This is a genomic window from Plectonema radiosum NIES-515 (assembly GCF_025753815.1).
GTDB lineage: Bacteria > Cyanobacteriota > Cyanobacteriia > Cyanobacteriales > Nostocaceae > Hassallia > Hassallia radiosum_A.
Genome location: NZ_JAOWRF010000278.1, coordinates 1 through 25,828 on the forward strand (window position 1 = coordinate 1; position 25,828 = coordinate 25,828).

Annotated in this window: 20 protein-coding genes; 7 read left to right on the plus strand and 13 right to left on the minus strand. The window is 40.4% G+C overall.

Annotated elements, in window-relative coordinates:
* Positions 1–24: 24 nt before the first annotated feature.
* A complete protein-coding gene (locus OGM63_RS19475) occupies positions 25–858 on the minus strand; it encodes a DUF5331 domain-containing protein (protein WP_263747313.1) in 834 nt (277 codons plus the stop codon).
* A gap of 78 nt (positions 859–936) precedes the next feature.
* Entirely contained in the window at positions 937–1,218 is a 282-nt protein-coding gene (locus OGM63_RS19480) for a (2Fe-2S) ferredoxin domain-containing protein (protein WP_263747314.1), read from the minus strand.
* Positions 1,219–1,604: 386 nt separating this feature from the next.
* On the opposite strand from OGM63_RS19480, the gene OGM63_RS19485 reads away from it, so the two are divergent.
* From OGM63_RS19485 to OGM63_RS19495, 3 genes are all read left to right on the plus strand, one after another.
* Positions 1,605–2,324 carry an FHA domain-containing protein gene (locus tag OGM63_RS19485; protein ID WP_263747315.1) on the plus strand — a complete coding sequence of 240 codons (720 nt, stop codon included), beginning with the start codon at positions 1,605–1,607 and terminating at the stop codon, positions 2,322–2,324.
* Positions 2,325–3,175: 851 nt separating this feature from the next.
* Entirely contained in the window at positions 3,176–4,438 is a 1,263-nt protein-coding gene (locus OGM63_RS19490) for a serine/threonine-protein kinase (RefSeq protein ID WP_263747316.1), read from the plus strand.
* Positions 4,416–5,873 (plus strand): ABC transporter substrate-binding protein, encoded by a 1,458-nt coding sequence (locus tag OGM63_RS19495; protein ID WP_263747317.1) that lies wholly within the window; start codon positions 4,416–4,418, stop codon positions 5,871–5,873. Before OGM63_RS19490 ends, OGM63_RS19495 begins: the two co-directional genes overlap by 23 nt.
* 453 nt (positions 5,874–6,326) lie before the next feature.
* On the opposite strand, the gene OGM63_RS19500 is transcribed toward OGM63_RS19495, so the two are convergent.
* Positions 6,327–7,991, minus strand: a complete 1,665-nt coding sequence (locus OGM63_RS19500) for an iron uptake porin (RefSeq protein ID WP_263747318.1) — start codon at positions 7,989–7,991, stop codon at positions 6,327–6,329.
* A gap of 511 nt (positions 7,992–8,502) precedes the next feature.
* On the opposite strand from OGM63_RS19500, the gene OGM63_RS19505 reads away from it, so the two are divergent.
* Positions 8,503–11,007, plus strand: a complete 2,505-nt coding sequence (locus OGM63_RS19505) for a bifunctional serine/threonine-protein kinase/ABC transporter substrate-binding protein (RefSeq protein ID WP_263747319.1) — start codon at positions 8,503–8,505, stop codon at positions 11,005–11,007.
* A gap of 13 nt (positions 11,008–11,020) precedes the next feature.
* Here OGM63_RS19505 and OGM63_RS19510 read toward each other — a convergent pair whose 3' ends face one another.
* From OGM63_RS19510 to OGM63_RS19520, 3 genes are all read right to left on the minus strand, one after another.
* Complete coding sequence (locus tag OGM63_RS19510) at positions 11,021–11,995, minus strand: cysteine synthase A (RefSeq protein WP_263747320.1); 975 nt, start codon at positions 11,993–11,995, stop codon at positions 11,021–11,023.
* Positions 11,996–12,280: 285 nt separating this feature from the next.
* On the minus strand, positions 12,281–12,502 hold the full coding sequence (locus OGM63_RS19515; protein ID WP_263747321.1) for a type II toxin-antitoxin system HicA family toxin: 222 nt from the start codon (positions 12,500–12,502) through the stop codon (positions 12,281–12,283).
* Positions 12,499–12,702, minus strand: coding sequence for a type II toxin-antitoxin system HicB family antitoxin (locus OGM63_RS19520; RefSeq protein WP_263747322.1), 204 nt, complete (start codon positions 12,700–12,702; stop codon positions 12,499–12,501). The genes OGM63_RS19515 and OGM63_RS19520 overlap by 4 nt, the downstream gene beginning before the upstream one ends.
* Before the next feature lie 246 nt (positions 12,703–12,948).
* Here OGM63_RS19520 and OGM63_RS19525 point away from each other — a divergent pair, with 246 nt between their 5' ends.
* Positions 12,949–13,977: an HlyD family secretion protein gene (locus OGM63_RS19525; protein ID WP_263747323.1), complete on the plus strand. Its 1,029-nt coding sequence runs from the start codon at positions 12,949–12,951 to the stop codon at positions 13,975–13,977.
* Between the two features lie 118 nt (positions 13,978–14,095).
* Here the strand turns inward: OGM63_RS19525 and OGM63_RS19530 are convergent, their stop codons facing one another.
* The 7 genes from OGM63_RS19530 to glmM all read right to left on the minus strand — a co-directional run bounded on the left by OGM63_RS19530 (position 14,096) and on the right by glmM (position 22,888).
* Positions 14,096–14,683 (minus strand): Uma2 family endonuclease, encoded by a 588-nt coding sequence (locus OGM63_RS19530; protein WP_263747324.1) that lies wholly within the window; start codon positions 14,681–14,683, stop codon positions 14,096–14,098.
* Positions 14,684–14,936: 253 nt separating this feature from the next.
* Positions 14,937–15,575 carry a peroxiredoxin gene (locus tag OGM63_RS19535; protein WP_263747325.1) on the minus strand — a complete coding sequence of 213 codons (639 nt, stop codon included), beginning with the start codon at positions 15,573–15,575 and terminating at the stop codon, positions 14,937–14,939.
* A gap of 193 nt (positions 15,576–15,768) precedes the next feature.
* Positions 15,769–16,977 (minus strand): hormogonium polysaccharide biosynthesis glycosyltransferase HpsP, encoded by a 1,209-nt coding sequence (gene hpsP, locus OGM63_RS19540; protein WP_263747326.1) that lies wholly within the window; start codon positions 16,975–16,977, stop codon positions 15,769–15,771.
* A 152-nt stretch (positions 16,978–17,129) separates the two neighbouring features.
* Positions 17,130–18,305 (minus strand): hormogonium polysaccharide biosynthesis glycosyltransferase HpsO, encoded by a 1,176-nt coding sequence (gene hpsO / locus OGM63_RS19545; RefSeq protein WP_263747327.1) that lies wholly within the window; start codon positions 18,303–18,305, stop codon positions 17,130–17,132.
* A gap of 65 nt (positions 18,306–18,370) precedes the next feature.
* Positions 18,371–19,417 (minus strand): hormogonium polysaccharide biosynthesis glycosyltransferase HpsN, encoded by a 1,047-nt coding sequence (gene hpsN / locus OGM63_RS19550; RefSeq protein WP_263747328.1) that lies wholly within the window; start codon positions 19,415–19,417, stop codon positions 18,371–18,373.
* A 165-nt stretch (positions 19,418–19,582) separates the two neighbouring features.
* Positions 19,583–21,226 (minus strand): hormogonium polysaccharide biosynthesis protein HpsL, encoded by a 1,644-nt coding sequence (hpsL, locus tag OGM63_RS19555; RefSeq protein WP_263747329.1) that lies wholly within the window; start codon positions 21,224–21,226, stop codon positions 19,583–19,585.
* A 195-nt stretch (positions 21,227–21,421) separates the two neighbouring features.
* The gene (gene glmM, locus OGM63_RS19560) at positions 21,422–22,888 is read right to left on the minus strand and encodes a phosphoglucosamine mutase (RefSeq protein ID WP_263747330.1); all 1,467 of its coding nucleotides are present in this window, start codon (positions 22,886–22,888) and stop codon (positions 21,422–21,424) included.
* A 717-nt stretch (positions 22,889–23,605) separates the two neighbouring features.
* On the opposite strand from glmM, the gene OGM63_RS19565 reads away from it, so the two are divergent.
* Both OGM63_RS19565 and cobW read left to right on the plus strand, forming a co-directional pair.
* Positions 23,606–24,322: a biliverdin-producing heme oxygenase gene (locus tag OGM63_RS19565; protein WP_263747331.1), complete on the plus strand. Its 717-nt coding sequence runs from the start codon at positions 23,606–23,608 to the stop codon at positions 24,320–24,322.
* A gap of 256 nt (positions 24,323–24,578) precedes the next feature.
* Positions 24,579–25,625 carry a cobalamin biosynthesis protein CobW gene (cobW, locus tag OGM63_RS19570; RefSeq protein WP_263747332.1) on the plus strand — a complete coding sequence of 349 codons (1,047 nt, stop codon included), beginning with the start codon at positions 24,579–24,581 and terminating at the stop codon, positions 25,623–25,625.
* Positions 25,626–25,828: the final 203 nt, after the last annotated feature.

Consider the following 25,828-nt stretch of genomic DNA (forward strand, 5'->3'; position numbering starts at 1 on the left):
TGTCCCCCTCTCCCCTAACTTCTACTAACCAACACCTTTACAAAACTCATCTATCCAAGAAGGTAGATTACTGGCATTAGTAGGTGATGAATTAACTTCACTGTGAACATCTTTGCATTGCATTTTTACACCCTTGTCTTGACTTTCAATTGTAGCCACAGCAAGCGGTTTGCCATTGCTAGATAATAAAGTGGAAACTGAATGCGATCGCTCGCTTGTTGGATTCATTCGGACAACATCACCCGGAAGCAGAGCAACGCTTTTTTTCTTTTCTCTTCCCCAAGGAGAAAGGTTAGGAGGTGAAGTTTTGCTGTGTTTATTATCATGTTTGCCCTTGGTTTCAACTTTAGTAGTAAATCCCGATGGCTTAGATTTATTCTTGCTTTCAACTTCAGGTTTGTCATTATTTTTTACTTCAGTTGTTACCAACGCTTCATTACTCTTAGTTTCAACTTCGTTTTTGACAGCATCTCTAACCTCATGTTGTTGCGTAGCTTGCCGACAGGCATCGCTAATCACCTCTGTGGTAGCTATTGGGTTTTCCGATTTAATAGGGATAAACCCCGTGTTTAAAGACGGGGTATTCGTTGTTAAATCTAAATGTCGGTCGGGATTGAAGTTAAGACCTAATGCGGCAACAATGCGATCGGGATTATTATTTAGATCCAAAATAAAAGGAAAAATCTCATCAAGTTGCGGTTCTAAAACAGATAAAGTTGCCAACATAAAACCACTGCTCGGACGACGTTCACCATCATAGGTGCCCCAAATTTGCATTTTTACTAACCAGGGACGATTTTCAAAGTAGTAATTTAGCCATTTGATTTTCAGTGATTCACGCAGCTGCTGAATATTCATAGGATGCCTCGCAAAGATTAAAAAAGAGTGCAGTCCTTTATATTTTTAATCGTCTTGGTGTCCGGAATGAAACCGATATTACAGCATTTTTTTAAGTTCGTGACCGTCGAGCAAATGCTGTTCTACAACCATTGGCACTTCATAAGGACGGACACCACTATACCAGATGCGATCGGGCAACACCAACACCATCGGACCATTACCGCATTGTCCCAAACAGCCGGTAGGCGTCACCGTCACCCCAGGAACAACTGAAGCCTTAAAAGCAGCTAATACCTTCGCAGCACCTTGCTTTTTACAAGCACGATTTTGACACACCCGCACGCATTTAGAAGAAGCGGATGGTTGATTGTTTGACATTTTTTTAGGAACCGTCTTTGCAGGAGAATTGCACTACATGTAATTATTACACGCCTCTGTTTACTCCGTATGAATTTTGCGGCTTTTATTCTCTGAATGTAAAAAATAATCAAGTCTCCGATTTGTCTGCATTTGTATCAATAACTCTAATTAGAAAAGCAAAACGGTGTGAATATCGATTAAGTTTTAGTATCATAAAAAGGTAAAATGTGGAATAATAGCAGCAATAATACTGATTAAAAAGAAAAGACGTAGTTCCGCCGGAACGTCTTTACAAGGGTTTGGGGGAACGTATAATTAAATTCGGTCGATGTCTAATAAATTTCACTTATTTTCAATCCGGCATTCAAACCAATAAAAGTTACCTCACCAATTAGGAGCTTAGTATGCATTCGGTGTTGCCGTTCCTAGAAATTCAGCCACCAGATGGCGAAATTCAGTGTAAATTAATAGAAAGCGATCGCCTGACTGTAGGGCGCGATAGTCAAAACGATATTGAGCTTTCTAACGAACAAAAGACAATTTCTCGCAAACATTGTGTCTTTGAATGTCAAAATAATTCTTGGTGGATAGTAGATGATAACCCCAGTGCCAACGGAACTTTTCTTCAACGTGGTGAAAGCAAAGAAATAGATGTCCGAAAAGATGGTAGATTGCGTCTCCAAGACAAAGACACAATTATCATTCTTGATAGGTTACTGGAACCAGATATACCTGTCTATTGGAAACTAACTTTTAGACAACCTCACTCGGATATCACTAATCAAATTCAACAGTTTCAGCGTCCTTATTTAGCTTACAGCTTCAGTCAAAAAAAGCTCTGGCGAATGAATGGTACAACAGAAGAAATTAAGTTGCGCCGGCAAGTACTCAAGCTAATTGATTGCATGGCTCAAAAAAATAAAGCTAATAACAATCAGCCCGTGGTATGTTCTTCTGAAGATTTAATTAAAGCGATTTTTAACGATGGTTTTGAGCGCAATAATGACTTGATTCACTTGGTTTGGGAATTCCGTAAAAAAGTAGAATCTGATTCTGGAGAACCAGAATTTATTATAACTGAAGGAAGGCAAGGTTACAGTTTTAAAGTAAAACTTTTGGATTAGTTCCTAGCAAATAACTCAACTAACGTAAGTTGCGTTTTTATTATTCCATCGATTTTAAACCTAACCCGACAACGATTAAAATCGCTGTCTAATAGTGCAAGTCGGTTAAAACCGATATCTTGCACCAGTCTCAATAACCCGCCGAGGAATAAATTCCCCGGCTGATAGCTAAAGTCCACTTAAGTGGACTCAAACCCTTGTTCAGTCGTCTTTAGACGACTTTAGCTATTAGCCTTAGAATTTATTCTAAGGCGGTTGTTGAGAATGGTGCAAGATATGAGTTTTAACCGACATCTTGCACCATTCTCAATAAGCCCGATATCCCGCCCAGAGTTAAAACTCGATAGCTTAGAGCTACTGTCCACAAAGCGTGGACTAAAACCTTTACCTAGTCGTCTGTCAATATAAAAATGATGGACTGTAGTGTGAGCGTCTCACTCACGCGGGCAAGATGCCCGCACTACCAAAAACCCCTCAAAATAAAATTGACAGACCACTAGTCGTCTTTAGACGACTTTAACTATCAGCCTCAGAATTCATTCTGAGGCGGTTGTTGCAACTGATGCAAGATATCAGTTTTAACGGATTTGATGTATGATACTTTTGATTTATTCCCTGTCAAATTGTAACTAGCAACTTACGTTAATATCAGTTGCAATTTCCACTTCTCAACGAAATTATTTTTTTCCAACAGTTGGTAAATAATAGCATATTAAATATTAACTTTTATATATAAAATATATTGTTTGACTACTTCTATAATATTATCTAATATTAAAATCGAATCTCTTTACAGATGTTAGTAAGTATCCCTAGCAAAGTTTAACAAAGCAGGAATAAAAACTATGGTTATGGAGCAACCAAGCCATGACAACACTAAAAATACAAATGAGGTCACAATCCCAGAACAGGAAATGGAACATCAGAATTTCTTTCATTGGCAGCCAGGTCAATGGATAAACCATAAATATCTGTTGCAAGAAGTGCTTGGACAAGGAGGCTTTGGCATTACTTACCGTGCCACAGATAGAAATGGTGATTCTGTTGTCATCAAAACATTGAATGAATCTGTGCAACGCGGTCCATATTTTGAGAAGTTGCGGACAAATTTTTTTAATGAGGCAGTATCGTTGAATCAATGCAAGCATTCTCATATTGTTCGGTATATTGAGGTATTGCTTGTAGGAGATTTGCCATGTTTAGTAATGGAATATATTCAAGGTAAAAATTTAGCAGAACTGCTAAGACAAAGGCAGACTCCTCTACCAGAAGCTGAAGCATTACGTTACATCCAGCAAATCAGTGAAGCCTTAATCGTGGTTCATAATAATAAGCTGTTACATCGAGATGTAAAACCGTTGAATATTATGATTCGTCACAATAAAGACGAAGCGGTATTAATTGATTTTGGAATCGCGAGAAATGTTGACCCAGATGTCCCCAAGGAAATAACAGCATTTAGTTCTGGCAAATATACACCCATTGAGCAATATCAAGACAATGGTACAAAATATGGTCCTCATACAGATATTTATGCTCTGTCTGCAACTTTATACACCTTACTAACTAACTCATACTTTCCCGATGCTGAAACTAGAACAAGGACAAAACAAGACCCATTAACACCACCAAAAGAAATCAATCCCGATATTAGCGATCGCGTCAATCAAGCCATTATCAAAGGTATGGAAAGATATCCAGAAGACCGTCCTAAGTCAATACAAGAATGGTTAGATTTACTTTTCGATAAATCCGGTCAAGAATTTGAATTATTACTTAGTGCATCACTCACTGGTTTTATCTATGGATTGCTAACATTTTCAATTGCCAGTTCTCTTTTTGCAAATGGTGTTTTTGCAGGAATTATCTGGTTGTTGATTCTAATAGGCTTAATTTTTGTTCAATATGGAGGTGTTCTAAATATAATACCCAAATACATCCGATACTTTTTAACAATTGCAGTAGGAACAGCTGCTTTAGTTATGTCATTTCCTTTTCTTGTCAAAGAACTGCTAATAGCTATATTGATTTTACTTGTATCAACTGGTTTAGGATTTTTATCAATGTTATTTTTCCTATACGCATTACCATATGTATTCAAGACGCAGAAATAAACAGTTAATTTTAGGTTTATTAACTGTTGTTGCATCAGTTGTTGTTGTCGTAGGCATTCCGCAAATTTGGTCGCGAGTTAATCCCATGCCAACGGCAACACCAAGTCCAACGGCAACAATTCCTGTAGCGAACCCAATTAGCGATCGCATTAGTTATGGCGATCGCATATTTATTAACTATTCAGATCAAGAATTTCAGACTTTAAAAAATAAGAAGAATTTTTTACAGGCAAGAACTAATCCCAAATTCCTAAAAAATGGTTCTGAGGTTTGCACTGACCCGGAACCATTAATATACTTAAAGAATGCTCAAATTGGTAACAAAGAGTCATATACAATTGCTGTAGTAGTTCCCATTGAAAATCAGCGAGCTGCTGCTTTAGAAATACTGCGTGGAGTCGCTCAAGCTCAAGACGAAATAAATAAAAGTGCAACCAAAAAAAATGGTAAGTTACTCAAAGTAATTATTGCAAATGAAAAAAAAGGCGATACAAATATTACAGAAGGAATAGCCAACTATCTAGTTCAGCAAAAAGATATACTTGGGGTTATTGGTCATTTTACAAGCGATGACACTGAAAAAGCAGTAAAAATCTATGGAAATCCCGATTTCAAAGAACAAAGATTAGTATTAATTTCATCTACTAGTACTAATCCTGATATTGATAATAAAAGCGGATACTTTTTCCGTACTGTTCCCAATAACATTGATGAAGCAGAAAAACTTGCAGATTACATGTTTAAAAATCTTAACCAGCAGAAAGCAGCTATTGTCTTTAACCCTGACAGTGAATACAGTAAGTCTCTTAAAGATGAATTTAAAAGAGTTGTTAAGGCAAGGAAAGAATCACTTCCTAAAGAATATGACCTTAATCAAGATTTCACTGAAGTTATTGATGAAGCTATTAACAATCAAACTAATATATTTATGTTCGCAGTTCCGAAAAGTGATATAAGTGGAACTGTTCTGAACTTTCTAAATTCTAAAGCCAAAAAATTTCATTATCTAGCCGGAGATGCTATGTATGAACCAAATTCACTAACAGGTTCCAAGGTGGGAGAAATATTGCGGAATATGGTAATTGCTGTTCCCTGGCATTATACTGTTCCTTATCCTAAATCTAAAGAATTTGTCAAAAACTCTTACCAACTCTGGTGTAAACCACAAAGAATTGAAAATAAAATTACTTGGCGTACAGCTACGTCTTATGATGCGACAAATGCGTTGTTTGAAGCAATAAAAAAGAATCCTAGTCCTACTAGACAATTAATAAAAGAATTCCTGTCCCATAACTTTACAATGGAAGATGAGGGAGTTACTGGGAAAATCAGGTTTAAACCTAATGGCGACTTCGATGGTAAAAGTAAGTTAGTACAATTGGTTGAAAAAGAGGCAGGAACTTTATATGAATTTGAATTGCTTCCTGACCAATAAATCGTTAATTGAGATTTTGTATTTGATACAGCAGATTGCGTTGTTATTAAATACACGTAGAGACGTAGCATTGCTACGTCTCTACAAGGAGAGGGGTTTTACGCATGTACCTCCTAAACCTCAAATTTGCTGTACATTTCCTACTGACCTCTCTCCAAACCTCTCTCCTGGGAGGAGAGAGGCTTTGAATCTTACTCCCCTTCCCGGATAGGGAAGGGGTTGGGGGTTAGGTCTGATGGTTGTGGTTCATTACCTCTCTCCTGGGAGGAGAGAGGCTTTGAATCTTACTCCCCTTCCCGGATAGGGAAGGGGGTGGGGGTTAGGTCTCATGGTTGTGGTTCATTTACCTCTCTCCTGGGAGGACAGAGGCTTTGAGTCTTACTCCCCTTCCCGGATAGGGAAGGGGTTGGGGGTTAGGTCTCATGGTTGTGGTTCATTTACCTAAAAATCGCTCTAAAAACTAAAGGTAGTTCTAACTACTCCTAGAATAATATCACCATTATTATTGTCGTGATTTGGTGCTGTCAGCCAAATCAAACCCGGTGTAATATCAATATGGTCATTAATGCGATACCGATAAAACGCTTCAATGTGGAGTCCGGAAGAGCGATCGCGACGAGGTAATTCAGGCAAAAGTGTACTAGTACCAGTTAACTTAGGCTGCATACCCACAATCACACCTCCCAAATTACCCTTTTTACCCAAATCGGGAAAGCCAAGGGTAATTGCCCAATTCCAGATGTCAGCATCTCCTCTAACTCTAGTGAGAACACGAGCATCGGTATATCCCACCCATCCCCCAAGTTCAAAACCCTTACTTACCCGAAAATTCCCCTCAATACCGTAAGAGTTGGAGGAAACTCTTCTACCTCCTAGGTTAGATGCTAAACTGCCAGTACCATGACCTAAACCATTGTTGTTGTAAGCGTTGACGTAGGTAAAAGCAATTTTAGATGAATTACTGTCCGAGTAGACAACCTGAGCTAACGCAGCATAGTTACTACTAAACAAACCGTTTTCTCCTCCACCAGCAATTCCAGGAGTGACACCGGGGTTGTTAGCATTTCCTGCCGTATAACCCAAATCTACTTTGATATTTCTATTTAATTTAATGTTGACACCTACACCAGTATCTCCACCCTTACGGTATATGGGGTTGTAGCGACCATAGCGAGAAATAGTACCACTAGCTTCCCTTGTTAGTGGGTTAACTATATCTACAATATCGCTAAAGGCGAAAGAAGCTCCTGTCCCAATGGTCAATCGCACATTGTCATTGACAGGAAAACTATATTGCAACCAGTTAAGCAAAGCACCATTATCTGGAAGACTCGTAGAATCAAAACTCAAGCGAGCTTCATTTCCCGGAGCAGTTGCAGTTGCAGGTCGAGGAGAAATAATGTTACTTGCTTGAATCTGTGTAATTAGCTTATCCTTCCCCGTGAAGCTAGTGTCCAACCTCAAACGCACTCGGCTAGAAAACGTAGTATTATAGTTGTCCTGATTGCCACGAGTTCTAACGCTAGCATCTCCGAAAGCATCTGTCACAGCAAATATCACTTGTCCGGTGAGTTTTGTAGTGGTAGAAAACTGGTTTCCTTCCACCTCTGCTGTACGCATTTCCAATGCATCGACTCTACCCCGCAGAGTAGTCAATTCTGTGGCAAATTGTTCTTGCAGATGAAGCAAAGTCACTAAATCGTCTTTGCTAATTATGTTAGCGGTACCAGCACTAAGCAGTTGGTTCACCTTGTCCAAACAGGTATTCAATCCAGCAGCAAACTCGTAGCGAGCGATCGCTCGATTTCCTTTGAAAGTACTATTGGGATATCCGGCAATACAACCATAGCGTTCTACTAAAGACTGTAACGCTTGAAATGCCCAATCATTTGGCTGCACATCAGAAAGTTCAGAGACTGAATTGACTGATGTTTCTCCACTTTCTTGAACGTATTGGTTAATTTGGTTGAGGGTATCGGTACTTTTTTCAGTGGTGAATACTTCCGGTGGTTTGTTAGTAGATATTGTCTCTTGTGCCTTTGCAATTCTAACTTGTAGCGCCATTGAAATCAAGATAGCAGAAGTTAGTAACAGAAAATACCTGCGAAAATTAAACATATTTTTTTCCCTAACACTAAGTCTGAAAAAATGCGTTTATTGGCTATAAAAGTAGAATTCAGCCTTTTAATTAAGATAAATTGAAAATAACGAAAATTTGCGTTGTCCAGATCCCCGACTTCTTAAAGAAGTCGGGGATCTAATTCGGGATCTAATTCGACCGAGCATTAATGTTGGGTTAAACCCCAATACGCTTGGTGTTAAGGATAATTGTAGATAATTGTAGGTTGGGTAGAGCGATAGCGAAACCCAACAAAGCCTTGAAAATGTTGGGTTTCGTTCCTCAACCCAACCTACGCAAAATCATGTTTTTAGCTCTAACACCAAGCGTATTGGGTTAAACCCAACTGACACTCTCTAATTATAATTATCAGAATTAAACTATTGAATAGCAATTGAATCATGATTGAATTTACATTTAAAAGTTGCTTGTATTAACTTGAAAATCAAAAAATAGTCTTGTCACCGGAATATAATGCAATAAAGTATTTTGGTTTGAAAGGTGACTTAAATGAAAGTTTATTGCACTCGTCCCAGACATTCAACACAACGTCCGCATGTCAACGATATCCCTGACGACTATCTCACAAATGACCATATACAACAGCGATATTGCCATATTTGTGGGATGCCTTTAATTTTGAAAAATCAGTATTTGCCATTAGAAGAAAAGGGCAGTGGTGGCTTTGGCATAACATTTGTAGTGTTAGATTTAAATTCACCAGGAGACAAGCTTCTAGACAAAAAACGACGGATTATTAAACAATTACACCCAAAAATGCCACTGTCGGCAGAATTAATTCTAAAAGTTGAACGCTTTTTTAAACAAGAAGCTGAAGTGTTAGAGGAGTTGAAACACAATCAAATTCCTCGTTTATATGCTTTTTTTGAGTTGTCAGTTACTGCTTTTTCAACAAATACTGCACAAAAATTGTTTTATTTGGTGCAAGAATATATTGAAGGTAATGATTTGCAGAAAGAATGTGCAACTGGCAAAAAATATACTGAAAGTGAAATTATCGAGTTTTTGCGGGAAATGTTGGACATACTTAAATTTATCCATCCCCAAAATATTATTCACAGGGACATTAAACCTTCTAATGTAGTTAGATGTCAAAAGACTGGAAAACTATACTTGATAGATTTTGGTGCGGTTAAGCAAGTAATCAAGAAAGTTGAAGAAGGTGCTTCGGAAAGTGCAACCGTGATTATGACTCCTGGGTTTTCACCTCCAGAACAGATAAATGCTGGGATTGTTTATTTTGCTTCAGATTTATATTCTTTAGCAGCTACTTGTATCTACTTATTTACAGGTGATAACCCGATGAATTTAGGTATACCCTATAATTTAGAATGGCATAATTCTGTGAAAGTACGTCCAGAATTGGTGAAAATTATTAATAAGATGTTGGAACCAAGTCCGAAATATCGGTATCAGTCTGCGGATGAAGTAATGGCAGCACTTTATGATGCTAGATTGGTTTTAAATCCAGACGCTACAGTTAAAAAGCCTTGGTTATATGCTGGATTTGGAATTTTTGGGGTGGTAGCGATCGCATTCATCACATACATCGTTTATCTTGTTATCCAAGCACCTCCACTACCCGATAATTATTTCACCCGTGGTGAAGAATCTTTGCTGACTGAAGGTATAACATCAACTAATCCTGATTGTCTGGCTGCACATGCAAAAAAACAAGCGGGAATGACTGACTTTTCTCTAGGAAAGTTCAAAAAAGCCCAGCAAAATTTTCAAGAGGCAATGAATTTATTTAAAAAAGCTGCATTGGATAACATCACTTCTGTAAAATGTTCTGTAGACCCAGAAACATTAATATTCTTAAATAATGCCAAAGCAAATGATAGCACTCAACCACCACTAACTATTGCTGTCGTTAACCCAATTAATGGTACATCTGTAGAGTTCAGCAGACTTAGCGAACAAATATTACGAGGAGTTGCACATCTTCAGAATAAATTTAATCAAAAAAAAGGTATAAATGAACAATTATTACAGGTAATAATCGCTCGCGATGACAACACTCCTCTTATTGCTACTCGTGTTGCTAAACATATTGCTGAGAATAAAATTCCTGGTGATGAAGCTTTTAATGGCAACATCTTAGCAGTAATTGGTAATTTCACTAGTGATGCAATTTTAGCCGCTGATAAAGTTTATGAAAGTGAGAAATTAGTGGCAATTTCGCCAACTAGTACAGCGGTTAGACAAAAGACAATTACACCTTCAGGCTACCAATTTAAATTGAGTAAATATGTCTTTCGCATTGCCCCTAGTGATGCAGTTGCTAGCAGCGATTTATTTGAGTACATTCAAAAGAATTTTCCAGGTGAGAAAGCTGCTATTTTCTATAATTCTGGAAAAATATACAGTAAGTCGCTAAAAGAGGGATTAGAGAGCAATTTTACACCGGAAAATGTATTTTCATGCGATTTAGGAAAAATCACAATCAGTGAATGCGATAGTCAGATGAAAAAGGCAAATTTACTGATGCTATCGCTGGGTTCAGGGGAAGCAACAAGTAGAGGATTATCTGCAATCCAGTTAAATAATAATAAACATCTATTTGCTGGAGATTCATTCTACAGTGACGATAAATTAACACCTGATTTTGCAGAGAAGGCAAAAAATATGATTCTTGCTATACCTTTTGATATTGAACTAACTCCTCAATGGTATAAAAACGAATCAATTCAACTTTGGGAAACACGATATGTTGGTTGGCGTAGTGCGACTGCACACGATGCAGCACAGGTAATTGCAGACGCTTTGCAAAGGCTAGGAAATAACCCCACCCGACAGGGATTATACGATGTTCTAAGTAACAAATATTTCCAATCAACGCCCGGTGCAACGGGTATAGTTGAGTTTGATGAATTGCGCGATCGCAAAGTTAAATCTGAGGACAATAATCGACTTGGTGTGTTAGTCCAAGTCAAAAACCAATGTAAGCCTGAAGATCAAGTACATTATAGATTTTGCCGTATTGATCCATAGTTGATTATACACTCTAATCGACTGACAGTCCTTTTGATGCCAGCCATTCAGGGTTAAATATGCGTGATTGATAACGAGAACCGCTATCACATAAAATAGTGACGATAGTATGTCCGGGTCCCATTTGTTTCGCTAGTGCGATCGCACCACCAACATTAATTCCTGTGGAACCGCCCATTAATAGCCCATCTTTTCTCAATAGCTGGTAAACTACTCGCAAAGCTTCTTTATCATCAATTTGAATCGCATCATCAGCCGGCGCACCTTCCATGTTTGCAGTGATGCGACTATTACCAATACCTTCGGTAATCGAGTTCCCTTCTAATTTGATTTCACCTGTTTTAATATAACTATAAAGTCCGCTACCCATCGGGTCGGCAACTACGCATTTAATCGCCGGATTTTTCTCTTTCAGGTACATCGCTACACCTGCAAATGTGCCCCCTGTGCCGGTTGCAGATATCCAAGCATCTACTTTACCATCTGTTTGCGCCCAAATTTCTGCTGCTGTGGTTTCGTAGTGAGCGCGACGATTTGCTAAGTTGTCAAACTGATTTGCCCAAATTGCGTTTTCCATCTCTGCGGCGATTTTGCCAGATAGTTTAACGTAGTTGTTGGGGTCTTTATATGGTACAGCGGGGACGGGACGAACTTCAGCACCCAACGCTCTCATCGCATCCATTTTTTCTTGCGATTGGGTATCGGGAATAATAATTAAACATTTGTAACCTTTGGCGTTGCAAATATGTGCTAATCCGATACCTGTATTACCGGCGGTTCCTTCGACGACGGTACCACCGGGTTTGAGTAAACCTTTCTTTTCGGCATCTTCAATAATATAGAGTGCGGCACGGTCTTTGACGGAACCTCCAGGATTGAGAAATTCTGCTTTCGCGAGAATTTCGCAACCAGTTTCTTCGCTAAAGCTGGTTAAGCGAATCAGCGGTGTGTTACCAACAGTTCCGACAAAGCCGTTTTTGATATCCATGTTAAATTTATTTGAGTTCTTACCTATAAAAATTTTGGCTTATATCATGTCCGTTTAATTAACAGTAACAAAAACGTCGCAACCGTCGTAGAGACGTTCCGTCGGAACGTCTCTACATTATGGGTAATTTGTCGGACATGATATTATAGCGGTTTTCAGTTGGGTGCAATACAGAACCTCACCCCGTCCGTTCCGGACACCCCTCTTTGAACTCGCAAAGAGGGGAAGGGGTGAGGTTTTATTTATCTCACTCAACTGAAAACCGCTATATATCAGTGGGAAGATTTACGCTTTCCATTCGGATTCTGGAATATCTGCACCGATCATAATGTTACGTAGCGTTCCTATAGGTAAATCACGACCTTTGTGATATGGTACAATTACCTGAAGTTGTCGGTCAATATTTCGCCATTTCCGATGACTACCTTTTTGAGAGACTAACTCAAAGCCGTAACGTTGCAGGATGCTTTCAACTTCCAATGCATTCATTCGTCGGGTACGGCTCATCCAACAATAACCTCGCGTGTAACCGCTCCTGGTGCTAGTTTAATGAAGTCGGTTTCCAGATAAAGTGCGATCGCCTCACGAATATTTTCTAAAGCTTCTTGCTCGGTTTCTCCTGCGGAAACGCAACCTGGCAACTCTGGACACCATACTGCCCATTCACCTGTTTCTAAATCTGGTTCTAGAATCACACGCCATTTCATTGCCATACCTCCAAAATTCATTCTAAACAAAGCTAGGATTAATTGATTGATGCTATTCGCTCCCGCTCAGTATATACTTATCTAAAATTCGTATCCCCAACAACATTAGTGAAAAAATCTTGCGTTGGACGTATTGACTAGTTTATCGTTAATCTTGTTTACTAACTCCAGCCCTAATTGTTTCCGAAACTAAGGTTACTGATGGAACGTCTAGAGTCATCAAAACAGACCGAGCAAATTACGCAAATGAATACACACAAAACTTCAGTTTCGGAGCAAGAGGTGACAGCGATCGCTCCGATAGAATCTCCTAGAGATGAAAAACCTGCATCGCGACCTCGCAACCGCAAGCTGCTACCCTTGTTGATCGTAGGAGCGACATTAGGTGCTGGAGCGATCGCTGGGGGAATTTATACTTACCGCTATTTGCAGTTTGCTAAATATCACCAGGTAACTGATAATGCTTATGTTTACGCAGATATTTATCCTGTGAATTCCCGCATCGCTGGGGTAGTTATGGAAGTTGCCAGCAAAGATAACCAATCGGTAAAACCAGGGGAAGTATTAGTAAAACTCGATCCCCGCGAATATCAACTATCTTTAGCACAAGCAAAAGCCGATTTAGAACTAGCCAAGCAACAAGCAGAAGTAGCACGGCAGAATATCAACAGGGTAGCGACAATTGATACATCTTTGCTGCGTAACTTGGGAGGTAATACGGATATTCAAGGAAAAATCGCAGCGAGCAAATCGCAAAGTATTAATCAGCAAGTCGAGTTAAATCGGCAACAATATAAAACCGCACAAGCAGCGATCGCTCAAAAACAGGCAGAATTAAAACAAGCGGAACTTCAGCTATCTTACACGCAAGTAACTGCGATGGTCGGCGGTCAAGTAGGTAACAAAGATGTCCGAGTAGGTCAGCAGGTGCAACCAGGACAAACTCTGATGTCAGTTGTGCAGCCGAATCCTTGGATTGTTGCCAACTTTAAGGAAACTCAGTTAGAAAACATACATCCGGGACAAAAAGCCGAAATCAAAATTGCTGCTTTCCCCAGTCGCATATTTATTGGCAAGGTAGATAATATATCACCTGCTTCTTTTAGCAGGTTTGCACCGACACCGCAAAATAGCCCCTCGGCTAATTATAATAATAATAATAATACGGTGCAACGAGTTCCGGTGAAGATAATGCTTGATCCGAAGAGTATTCGCGGTTATGAATCTCGAATTGCTCCGGGAATAAGTGCAGATGTGACAGTAGAAACGCGATAATTAGAATCTTTCATCTCCAGAGAACAATGTAGAGACGTGAAATTTCACGTCTCTTGGGGTTTGGGCAACGCATAGTTCATTTCTACTTCTATCTCTAACCCATGTGCAGGCGATCGCTTTACCAAACTTTACTTGTATTCAAAACAAATCCAGGTAAAATGCGATCGTCGCCACTAATGCGATCGGGATTTTCTAAACATTCCTCTGGTTGACCTGGACGGTAAATATAAACTCTACGATTCTTGCGGTCAATCAACCAGCCTAGCTGTATTCCTGGTTCTCTCATATATTCTTCCATTTTATCCTTCAAGGGTTGCAGGTTATCCGAAGCTGACCTGAGTTCAATGACAAAATCTGGACAAATTGGTGCAAACTTTTGCTGCTGTTCCCTTGAGAGAGTATTCCACCGTTCTAGTTTAATCCAGGAAACATCAGGAGAACGCTCTGCACCCGTTGACAGCTTAAATCCCGTACTAGAGTCAAAACAAATACCTGTACCATCCTGTTCTGCCCAAATTCCTACCTGTAAAGCAATATTAAAGTTACGATTTCCTGTCTCTGAACCAGTTGGGGGCATAATTGATATTTCTCCAAGTTGATTTCGCTCAATGCGTAAGTCACGATTGACCTGACAGAACTCAAAAAATTGGTCGTCTGTCATTTGCATTGATGGCGGAATTAACACGACAATAGGGGATGAAAGCATAATACTTAACCTTACTCACTTTTATTAGACACAAGAAGTAGAAATTAAATATGCGTTATCCAAAAACCATAGAGACGTAGCACAGAATCGTCACAATAATTCTTTTTCACTTTCTATGTCTATTCTTTATTTTCACCCAAATACCCCATAAAGTGAAAGGTAGGGCATATACCCTACCTTTGCAAGGGAAATTATTTCCGGGTTAACAAATAAATGTCAAAGAAATTAACCAAAAACTTTCCCCTTTCCCCTTCTACTTATTTGGTTGAGGAGTCATCCGCAGATAAGGTTTGACTTCCTCATAACCTTTGGGAAATTTCTGCTTCAACACTTCTGGATCTTTCAGCGAGGGGACAATTACGACATCATCGCCGTCTTTCCAGTCGGCTGGTGTTGCTACACTGTAGTTATCAGTTAGTTGCAGTGAATCAATCACCCGCAGAATTTCATCAAAGTTGCGTCCAGTGCTGGGGGGGTAGGTGAAACTAAGACGCAGTTTTTTATCCGGATCGATAACGAAGACCGATCGCACTGTTACGGTATTAGCAGCGTTTGGGTGGATCATATCGTAAAGGTCAGAAACTTTACGATCTGGATCTGCCAAAATCGGATAGTTGAGACTGGTATTTTGAGTTTCTTCGATATCTCCTACCCATCCTTGGTGGGAGTCAACATCATCAACGCTGAGAGCGATCGCTTTCACGTTGCGCTTGTCAAATTCTGGTTTCAGTTTAGCAACTGTACCTAATTCGGTGGTGCAAACAGGTGTAAAGTCTGCGGGGTGCGAAAATAGCACTACCCAGCGATCACCTGCCCATTCGTAAAAATTTATGTCACCGTGTGTAGAAGCTTGCGTAAAGTTGGGTACTGTGTCACCTAGACGGAGAGCCATGTAAGATTCCCTGTGGTTATAAAGGCATTAAGTATTGTACTATGCCAATAGGGATTTGGCGGTTTGCAACAAAATTTTAGGTTGTGTTGTTTAATAGACATCTCCATAAAAGACGTAGAGACGTAAGCTAGCTACGTCTGTTGGGGTTCGGGCAACGCATAATTAAATTCGGTCGATGTCTAATGTAAAGAAGTTAAATTCTTGTCTTTGATGTCAAAATTTGATTGTATGCTTGGATCATTTGACGAGCGATCGCTTCCCAACTAAAGTTTGAGAGTGCATATTCTTGGGCACGTAATCCCCGACGCCGACATTCTGCGGGGTTTTGTAAAGCGAATCGCAACAACTCTACAAGGGATTCCACATCTGTTGTACCCACCCACCCAGACTCACTATCGCGCACCTGATGCCAAATATGCACCTGGTCTGAGATAATTACAGGTACTCCCGCTACCATCGCCTCAGCGACAGCAATCCCGAAATTTTCATAATATGATGGTAAGACGAATAAATCTGCGGCTTGGAGCAAAGCTGACTTTAATTCACCCGTGACAAAACCAGTAATTGTCGTATGCGATCGCAAAGGTGAATTTTCTATCTGCAATCTGATCTTTTCTTCATAATCTGGATCTTGAGGATTCGTTCCTGCCAAGACAAAATAAAAATTACCACCTTCAGCCAATAACTTTTCCAAAGCCGGAATCAATAAATTTAACCCCTTTTTCGGGTCAATCCGCGACATAAAAAGCACCAAAGGCACATTCAAGGGGATACCAAACTGAGTCCGAATAGCATTCCCCCCCTCCCCCCCTCTCCCCCTCCTCCCCTCTCCTCCTGGGAGAATAACACCCAAAGGAATCACCAAATCGTGCGTAGAAACTCCGAATCGTTCTGATATTTTTGCTTCCTGATCGCTGGTAAAATGAATTGCTGCTGCACCCCCCAAATTTGCCCGTTCTAAAATTGTCGCGTAAAGCTGTTTTAATTGCTTTTTCTTACGCAAATCAGCCGGATCGAGAGTACCCAAAGGACGCAAAATGTAAGGTAAATTTTTCTGCCTGCACACAGTCGCAGCCACACTACTTATAGGAGAAAATAAAGCATGAATATGTGCCAAGTCAAATTCATCAGCGTGATTATTTAACCACTTTAATAATAAGAGCGAAAATTTATACCGACGAAACGGTGAACAACGAAAGTAAATTATTTCATAACCATCTTGTTTCACCGGGCAATTTAAAGGAACATCCAAAGGTTTTTGACCAGAATCACCATTACTATCTGTAGTGAGAATAGTAACTTTTACATTTTCTCGTGCCAATGCCGAAGATAATCCCATTACCATTTGACTTGGACCACCGTAAATCAGAGAAATTGAAGGGACAATTTGTAGAATTCGCATTTTTATATAGTTAGGAGTTAGGTAGAGACGTTCCACTGGAACGTCTTTACGGGAGTTAGGTAGAGACGTTCCACTCGAAGGTCTTTACGGGAGTTAGGAGTTAAATTTGTCGGGTTTAACGAAGTGTAACGCACCCGACAAAAGACCAATGACTAACGATTATTAACCAATTCTTTATAAAACTCTAATTGCTGTTTTGCTAAAGCTTTATTTGTATATTGAACCATTGCTTTTTGATAACCCATTTCACCCAAATTTTCGGCAAATTCTGGCTGATCCATTAATTGCCATAAGCAATCAGCCAAAGCTTTCGCATCCCCTTCCGGAAAGACTAACCCAGCATTACCAATTACATGGGGAATTTCCCCAGAATTGGAACCAACCACCGGAACTTGACAAGCCATTGCTTCAATTAACACATGACCAAATTGTTCTTTCCAACCTGCGGAAGTTAAGGTTTTAAATTTATAAGTTGTTTCTGAAGGCAACACCAAAGTACTCATTAAATTGATATACTTATACACTTCATCGTGGGGTACACTTTCCACCAAGATAATTCTGTCTTTAAAGTTGTTTTCAGCGGCTTTGTTCATTAATTCTGATTGCAACGCACCGCGCCCAATTAAAAGTAATTTCCAGGGTTTATCTTTTAAACTAGCTAAGGCATCTACAAGGGTCATTAAGCCCTTTTCTGGGACAAAACGTCCGACAAAGCCAACCACGAATTCCCCTGGTTCAATACCGAATTTAGCCGCTAATTCTGGTTGAGATTTGGGAGCAAATAAACTTTCATCCACACCTAACTGTGGCATGACTTTAATTGAACCTTTATATCCTCGTTGTCTGAGAATTTCTGCCCCATCCTGATTTCCAGAAATGATACCGTGGCTATTATTCAGGTTATATTTTTCTAATAAAGCTGCGGGTAATTTGAGTTTGTATGGCAGATTCCACCAAGTAAAAAAGATATTTTTTGCTTTGAGTCCCAAGAGCTTATTTAAAGTAATCATTTGAGCATAAGACAGTCCGCGAGAACCTTGTTCTACTTGGATGATTTGGGGACGAAACTTTCGCAACAAAGATATTAAATCAACTCCAAAAGTGAGAAGTCCTTGATGATTTTGACTTAAGTTAGAAATGGGAACTATTTTAAATGCACCTTCATCGCGGTATTGCGTTTGAATAATTTTGTTTTGTACACCTCCCGGTTTCCAACGTTTGGGAACTACAACCGTCACTTCAATTCCCGGTTCTAGTTGAGATAAAGTGCGTAATTTCTCGCAGTTAAGGTCTACAATATAAGTGTGACTGGCAACTAGAATTTTCATTAATATTGTTGGTTGATGATTGTTAGTTGTTAAGTAGGAGAATTAAATTAAACGTAAGGTCGTAGTCAGGAATGCGCGTCCTTAACATGTTTGTTCAGAGCGATAAATCGCTCACTACCTACAGGGAAATCGTTATAATGTTGGCGATCGCGTTGAGTGTAAATTTGACCATCATTCCAAGCTGATTGAATGACTGTACCCACGGCTTTGAGGAAACCCAAAAAGTAGAAAACAGCACGGGTGACAATTTTAATCGGGGAACCGCTTTTGTGACAAGGAGGGCGTCCCAGGACGTGACAATCAAATAAACGAGCGTATAAGCGTAAAGCTTGGGTAGCGGTGAGGTTTTTCAGTCCTAATAAAAAATGGTTGTGGTAAAAGGTCATCTGATATTTAAGCGATCGCATACTAATATCATGACAACCCCCCGTTTCTTCCCCTAAATGCACTAAATCAGCTTCTGGGTCATACCAAATCTTATATCCCGTCTGCCGCACGCGCAAACAAAAGTCAGATTCCTCACGCACGGCACTACCCCGAAACCTCTCATCAAACCTCAGTCCATACTTAGTAAAAATCTCGCGACGGAAAGACATATTACAACCCCTCGCTGTCAACACTTGCTGGGGTTTAACTGTATGCACCAAATCAATATAATACCAAGCGATTCCTGGGTCCATTGCTTCGGGAGGCAAATATGAAATCTCCAAGTCCCCCCCAGAATCACCCAATTTCATTCTGTCAAATACCCTGCCGGCAACGGCTCCTATTTCTGGCTTTTCTAGATAATTTTTAGCATGAGCCGCTAAAAATCCATTTCTTAACTCTACATCATCATCAATAAACAAAATTATCTCACCTAATGAGCGCCGCACAGCATAATTACGCGCTCCAGGTAAACTTGCCCAATCCAAGCGGAACCATTTTATTTTATCTGCGGCTGCAAGTTCCTCCAAATAAGCTTGAGTTTCTGGTTGGTGTTTTAGCGTTTGATCTACAACCAAAACTTCAAAATTTGGGTACTCTTGTTTGAGGACATCCACAAGGCTATCACGCAGCGGTTCTTCACGACCATAGGTTGGTATAATTACAGAAATTAAAGGCAAATCCATATGAATTTTAGATTTTAGATTTTAGATTTTAGATTTTAGATTTTAGATTTTAGGAGTCAACAGCCAGGAGTAGGAGTTATGAAAATTCTTCCCCCTTGATCACGCAGTCCCCCTTGATCACGCAGTCCCCCTTGTCCCCTCCTCCCCCTTGTCCCCTCCTCCCCCCTACTTCCGACGCTTTCCCTCATTTCCTTCTGCTTGTACCTCTTTGAGTCTTTCTTGTTTGTCTATTTCTGGCAACTTTAAAAGAACTCCAGCGGCAAACCAGTAATAAACAGCAACAGGATCGACATCTAGAGGATAGTAGTAAGTGTTGTAACTAATAAACAATATAAACACCCACATAGCGGCTGCGTAACTGCGGAAATTACGGTTTTTTATCAAACGGTATGTCCGGAAGCACGCGACTGTTAAAGTTGTTACCAAGCCCAAAAATGCTAGTACTCCACAAATACCAATTTCATAAAGCAGTTTCGGGTAGTAGGTTTCGACTAGTTTTGTTTGACCTAAAGCACGGGCAGAGTTAGTCGCTCGACCTAAACCGCTTCCGAAAGGTCCTTTTGAGTTTTTCCAATTCTCTTCAAATTGATCGACGATAAATTGTTGAGGAGGTGAGGCATTCCAGCGACTGACAAAGCTATCCGTCCTTTCTTGCACAACTGTGGGATTGCTGACTATGGCAATTGTCACAATCAGGGCAAGTCCCATTCCTAAAGGGATAAACCGCTTGAGGTTGCCAAGTTGACCGGTAAGCAATAGTAAAAGTACGAAGCAGGTGGGGACTAAAGCTAAGGCAATTCTCTGTCCACAAATAACTGCATTCAAAAAGACCGTCACTAAAGAACCTAAACCGATGATTCTAAAAAGAATTGAGGGATCGCTAAAGCCTGTGGCAAAAGTAAAAAAGGTACTGGAAATGAGGAACCATGCCCACTGCCAAGGAGCAACAAAGGTTCCTGGTAAGCGAATCATCCCTTGACTGGGACTATAAACTAGAGATCCACCAATATAACATCTAGCGCCAAGTGTGGCTTTAAATAAATCACTGCCTACTGCATTTCTAGTACCTTCACATATACCTGTAAGTAGTAACAAATACTGAAGAAAACCCAAAATACAGGAGACAAGTATTAGGACAACTTGCAAGCGTGACAAAAAGAGAAAATCCCGCTTGTCACGAATCAGGTAGTAATAACAGCTAATCAGGGGTAAGTAGCCTAACAATACTTTCAGTCCTAAAATACCCATGCCGATAGGTATTTCCTTGGGTGCGTCTTGCAGTAACCCAACGGGAGGAGGGCTGAGTTGTTGAGCGCCATTAACAAATAGTAAAGTTAGGGTGCAGGAACCTAATAAAATAAATAGTGGTATTTTCAGGGCTTGGGGAATCAATAGAGGTAGTCCCCGCTTTTTGGAAAGCTGCCAAATTGAAATCAACGCTGGAATGTAGAAAGCGTCTTTGGCTAATTGAAGTATCGGGCTGTTACCGATGTAGTAAGTAATAGTACCACCCAAAGGTACGTAAATGAGAAAGGCAAAAAGCGCTTGTCGGGGGTATTTGAAACAAAAAGCGATGACAATAATTCCGACTACACCCGGAACTGCGGCTTTAATTCCACCGACTATACCCAGCAGAATGCCGACAACAAGGGCAATAGAAACAGCTTTGGTAAGTAAGCCGGTGAATTCTTTACGTGCAATGGTTGCTTTGCGTTTTTGGGCTAACCTTTCTTGCAGGGTTAGAGGTGGAGTTTCTGGTAGGGATTGCTTTTTTTTTGAGTTTTTGGATTTTTTCTTAAGTTTTAGCATCGCGGAATGGTGAATGAGTTAGGAGTTAAGAGTTAGGAGTTAGGAGTACAGGAGTACAGGAGGAGCGGTAGAGACGTTCCGACGGAACGTCTCTACGGGAGCGCGGAGTTTTGATTCCTAATTTTTCCACGCTTTAACTCTTGACTTTTATACATCCTGACTCTTAATTCATCACTCCTAACTTCTCACTCATAACTATGCCAAGTGTTGCTGGACTTGTGAGACTAATTCTTTTGTCCAGTAATCAGCAACTTTTTCATTGGCAGCTTCTACCATAACTCTGATGACTGGTTCTGTACCAGAAGCGCGAACTAATATTCTACCGGAATTGCCCATTGCAGCTTCGGCTAGAGCGATCGCGATTTGTACGGGTTCGCAATTCTTCCATCCCAATCGGCGATCGCGATCCATAACCCGCACGTTCTGCAATAATTGCGGATAAGTTTCAAAGCTTTGATCTATCAGTTCTTTCAGGGAAACACCGGCTTCTTTCACTAAAGCGGCTATATGTAAAGCTGTTAATAAACCATCGCCTGTGATACCATAATGACGGCACAATATGTGACCGGATTGTTCACCACCTAGCATTGCGCCTGTTTGCAGCATTTCGGCTTGAACGTATTGATCGCCAACTGCTGTGCGAGTTAGCTTACCACCAATTTGTTTCCAAGCTTTCTCGAAGCCTAAGTTCGCCATGACGGTGGAAATTATTAAGTTATCTGGCAGTTGTTGCTGTGAAAGCAAACTGCGTCCCCAAAGATAAAGGATGTAATCGCCGTTAACTTGTCTGCCGATATTATCTACTGCTAAGACGCGATCGGCATCGCCATCAAAGGCAAACCCGATGTCAGCATTATTCTCTTTGACGGTTTGGGCGAGAATATCTAGGTGAGTGGAACCACAGTTAACGTTAATGCGAGATCCATCCGCTTCGTTATGCAAACAGATTACTTCTGCCCCCATTTCTCTAAATACTGCTGGTGCCAACTTAACTGCTGCACCCCATGCCAAATCTAAAACAATCTTCATTCCCTGAAGACTTACAGCATTCTCCAAAGGTTCTTGCAATGCCTCGGCATAATTCTTCACTAATTCCGGGCGCGAGTAATGCCGTCCACAATTACTAACAATAACAGGTAATGTTGCCTTGCCGCGCAGCCCTGCTTCAATTGCTGCCTGTAACAGTTGCGGTAACTTGGTACCACTAGCCCCAAAAATTTTAATCCCGTTGTCTTCTGGTGGGTTGTGACTGGCAGAAATCATCACTCCACCAATGGCATCACTGACGCTGACGAGGTAAGCTACGGTAGGAGTTGGGCACAATCCTAAATACCAAACCTCTATACCCGCTGCGGTTAACCCAGCACTCAAAGCCATTGCCAGCATATCGCTGGAGTTTCTCGAATCTTGCCCCAGAATCACAGGTCCACTATTGGTAGCATGGTTACGTAAAACAATACCTGTCCAAAAGCCTACTTGCAATGCTAAAGGCGCACTCAGTAATTCTCCCACTTTTCCCCGAATGCCATCTGTACCAAATAGGGGATTTGCTGGTAATGCGATTAAATTATGTGCAAAACTGTCTTCTATACCTTTTGTCGATGCTTCAGAAGCAGAACCGCCACGAAAGCCGTTTTGAGTTTGAGTTATATATGAAACCATTGGTTTAAACACTCCACACAGTCACACAGGAGAATAACACTTTACAATTTATTCAACAATTCTGACTACTTACCTTTTTATCAGGACAATATACTAGTTAGTTGGCGAGTAAAATTTATTTTGAACCACCTGTTATTCCGCAATAATACTGAAATTTATTTGAAAATATTATATGCGATTATCAATATTTCATCAAGATTTGGCTTATATTTAAGTAGCGATCGCCAAAATATCTTTTTTCCTTTACTCTTTTTTCAAGTCATATCATGACAGCTTTATTACATATGATGTAGAGACGTAGCACAGATGTAGAGACGTAGCACAGATGTAGAGACGTAGCACAGATGTAGAGACGTAGCACTGCTACGTCTATACATGGATTTGGTATTTTTTATTAATGTCAATTAAATGGACGTGATATCAGTCTGTACTTGGGAAAACATGTATTAAATAATTCATGTTAGATTCATGAATTTCAGTTTTTACTATGATGTAAATTTGCCGATACTTCACACTTGAAACTAATCTTAAAATAATGCCGTAAATAGCTGCTGTTTACTAGGGAATTTGTCGTTTCAAATAATACAAAATATTACGGCTTAAGAAATTTTAATGAAAATTCTCATCAATTAGCTTTAATCTAGGCTTTTAGTAGCTTTTTCGGCGTCGGGAAATCAAGACTTTGGCAGTTGACCTTTTAAAGTTGAGAAATTTAGTATGAGCAGCAATTTAGCAACCAAATTGCGTGTAGGCACTAAAAAAGCCCACACAATGGCAGAGAATGTCGGTTTTGTCAAGTGTTTTTTAAAGGGAGTGGTAGAAAAAAACTCCTACCGCAAGCTAGTCGGTAACTTCTACTTCATCTATTCAGCAATGGAAGAGGAGATAGAAAAGCATTGCAATCATCCGATTGTTTCTAAAATTAACTTTCCTCAGCTAAACCGCAAGCATAGCCTAGAGCAAGACTTGGCTTATTATTATGGTTCTAACTGGCGCGAGCAAATTCAATTATCGTCTGCGGGTGAAGCTTATGTAAAGCGCATCCGGGAAGTATCAGCTAAAGAACCGGAATTGTTAATTGCCCATTCTTACACTCGTTATATCGGGGATTTATCAGGAGGACAAATTCTCAAAAACATCGCAGTGACGGGGATGAACCTGAATGATGGGCAAGGTACCGCTTTTTATGAATTTCCCGAAATTCCGGACGAGAAGGCTTTTAAAGCGAAATATCGTTCTGCTGTGGATGAGTTGCCGATTGATGATGCAACGGCAGATCGCATTGTTGATGAAGCTAACGCTGCTTTTGGCATGAATATGAAAATGTTCCAAGAGTTAGAAGGTAATTTGATCAAAGCGATCGGCTTGATGCTGTTTAATAGTTTGACACGGCGTCGCACTCGTGGTAGCACCGAATTGGCTACTGCTGAGTAATTGCTACAAACTTTGAAAGAATTAAAATTGAGGGGCGATATCCTTGAGATTACCTGTAGTATATACAGGCAACCACAAGGCGATCGCCCCTAAATTATGTCACTATGTTGCACACCAATGCGCCCGCAGGCTGGAAGCCTGGGTCGTTGTGCGTACAAAGTCCGCCTACGCGGACTATAGAAATTCAAGGGTTTTGTATGATTGTATAAACGACAAGATGCAAGATGTAAATATACTGAGAAAATAAAGTAAAAATATGGCTGCAAAAATTCCCGTTACCGTGATTACAGGCTTCTTAGGCAGTGGTAAAACTAGCCTAATTCGCCATTTACTACAAAACAACCAAGGTAGACGTATCGCTGTTTTAGTTAACGAATTTGGCGAACTTGGGATTGATGGGGAACTGTTGAAATCCTGTCAAATTTGCCCAGAAGATGGCGAAAGTAATATTTTTGAATTAACTAATGGCTGTTTATGTTGCACTGTACAAGAAGAATTTTTTCCGACGATGCTGGAGTTAATTAAGCGTCGAGATAGTATCGATTGTATTTTGATTGAAACTTCTGGTTTAGCCTTACCAAAGCCGTTAATCAAGGCTTTTCGCTGGCAAGAAATCCGCAACGCTGCCACAGTTGATGCGGTAATTACGGTAGTTGATTGTGCAGCGGTAGCAGCAGGCACATTTGCCAGCAACCCGGAAGCAGTAGCAGCGCAACGTCAGGCAGATGATAGTTTAGAACATGAAACCCCGTTGCAAGAACTGTTTGAAGACCAACTTGCTTGTGCTGATTTGGTGGTCTTAAATAAAACCGATTTGGTAGATGAGAAGACAAAAGCGCAAGTTGAAGAGTTAATTAAACAAGAATTGCCGAGAGTAGTCAAGATTGTGGAAAGCGATCGCGCTCAACTCGATCCATCTATATTATTAGGATTAAACGCCGCTGTCGAAGATAATTTAGATAGTCGTCCCAGTCATCACGACACCGAAGAAGAACACGAACACGACGAAGAAATTATCTCAACTCACGTAATTTTAGACCGCGCTTTTGATCCAGAAAAATTACAGCACCAGTTGCAAGCGATCGCACAACAGCAAGAGATATACCGAATTAAAGGCTTTGTCGCAGTCCCTAACAAAGCCATGCGCTTAGTCATGCAAGGTGTCGGAACCCGATTTGATCAATTTTACGACCGTCCTTGGCAACCTGAAGAACCAAGACAAACCCGCTTAGTTTTCATCGGTCGTGACTTGAAATCCTCAGAAATCGAATCCCAACTCGTAGCTTTAGGAGTTAGGAGTTAGGAGTTAGGAGTTAGGAGTTGGGAGTTGGGAGTTAGGAGTTAGGAGTTAGGAGTTAGGAGTTAGGAGTTAGGAGTTGGGAGTTAGGAGTTGGGAGTCAAAAGTCAAAAGTCAAAAGTCAACACTCACTCCTCGTCTCCTCGTCCCCCTCGTCCCCCTCGTCCCCCTTGTCTCCTCGTCTCCTCATCCCCCTTGTCCCCCTTGTC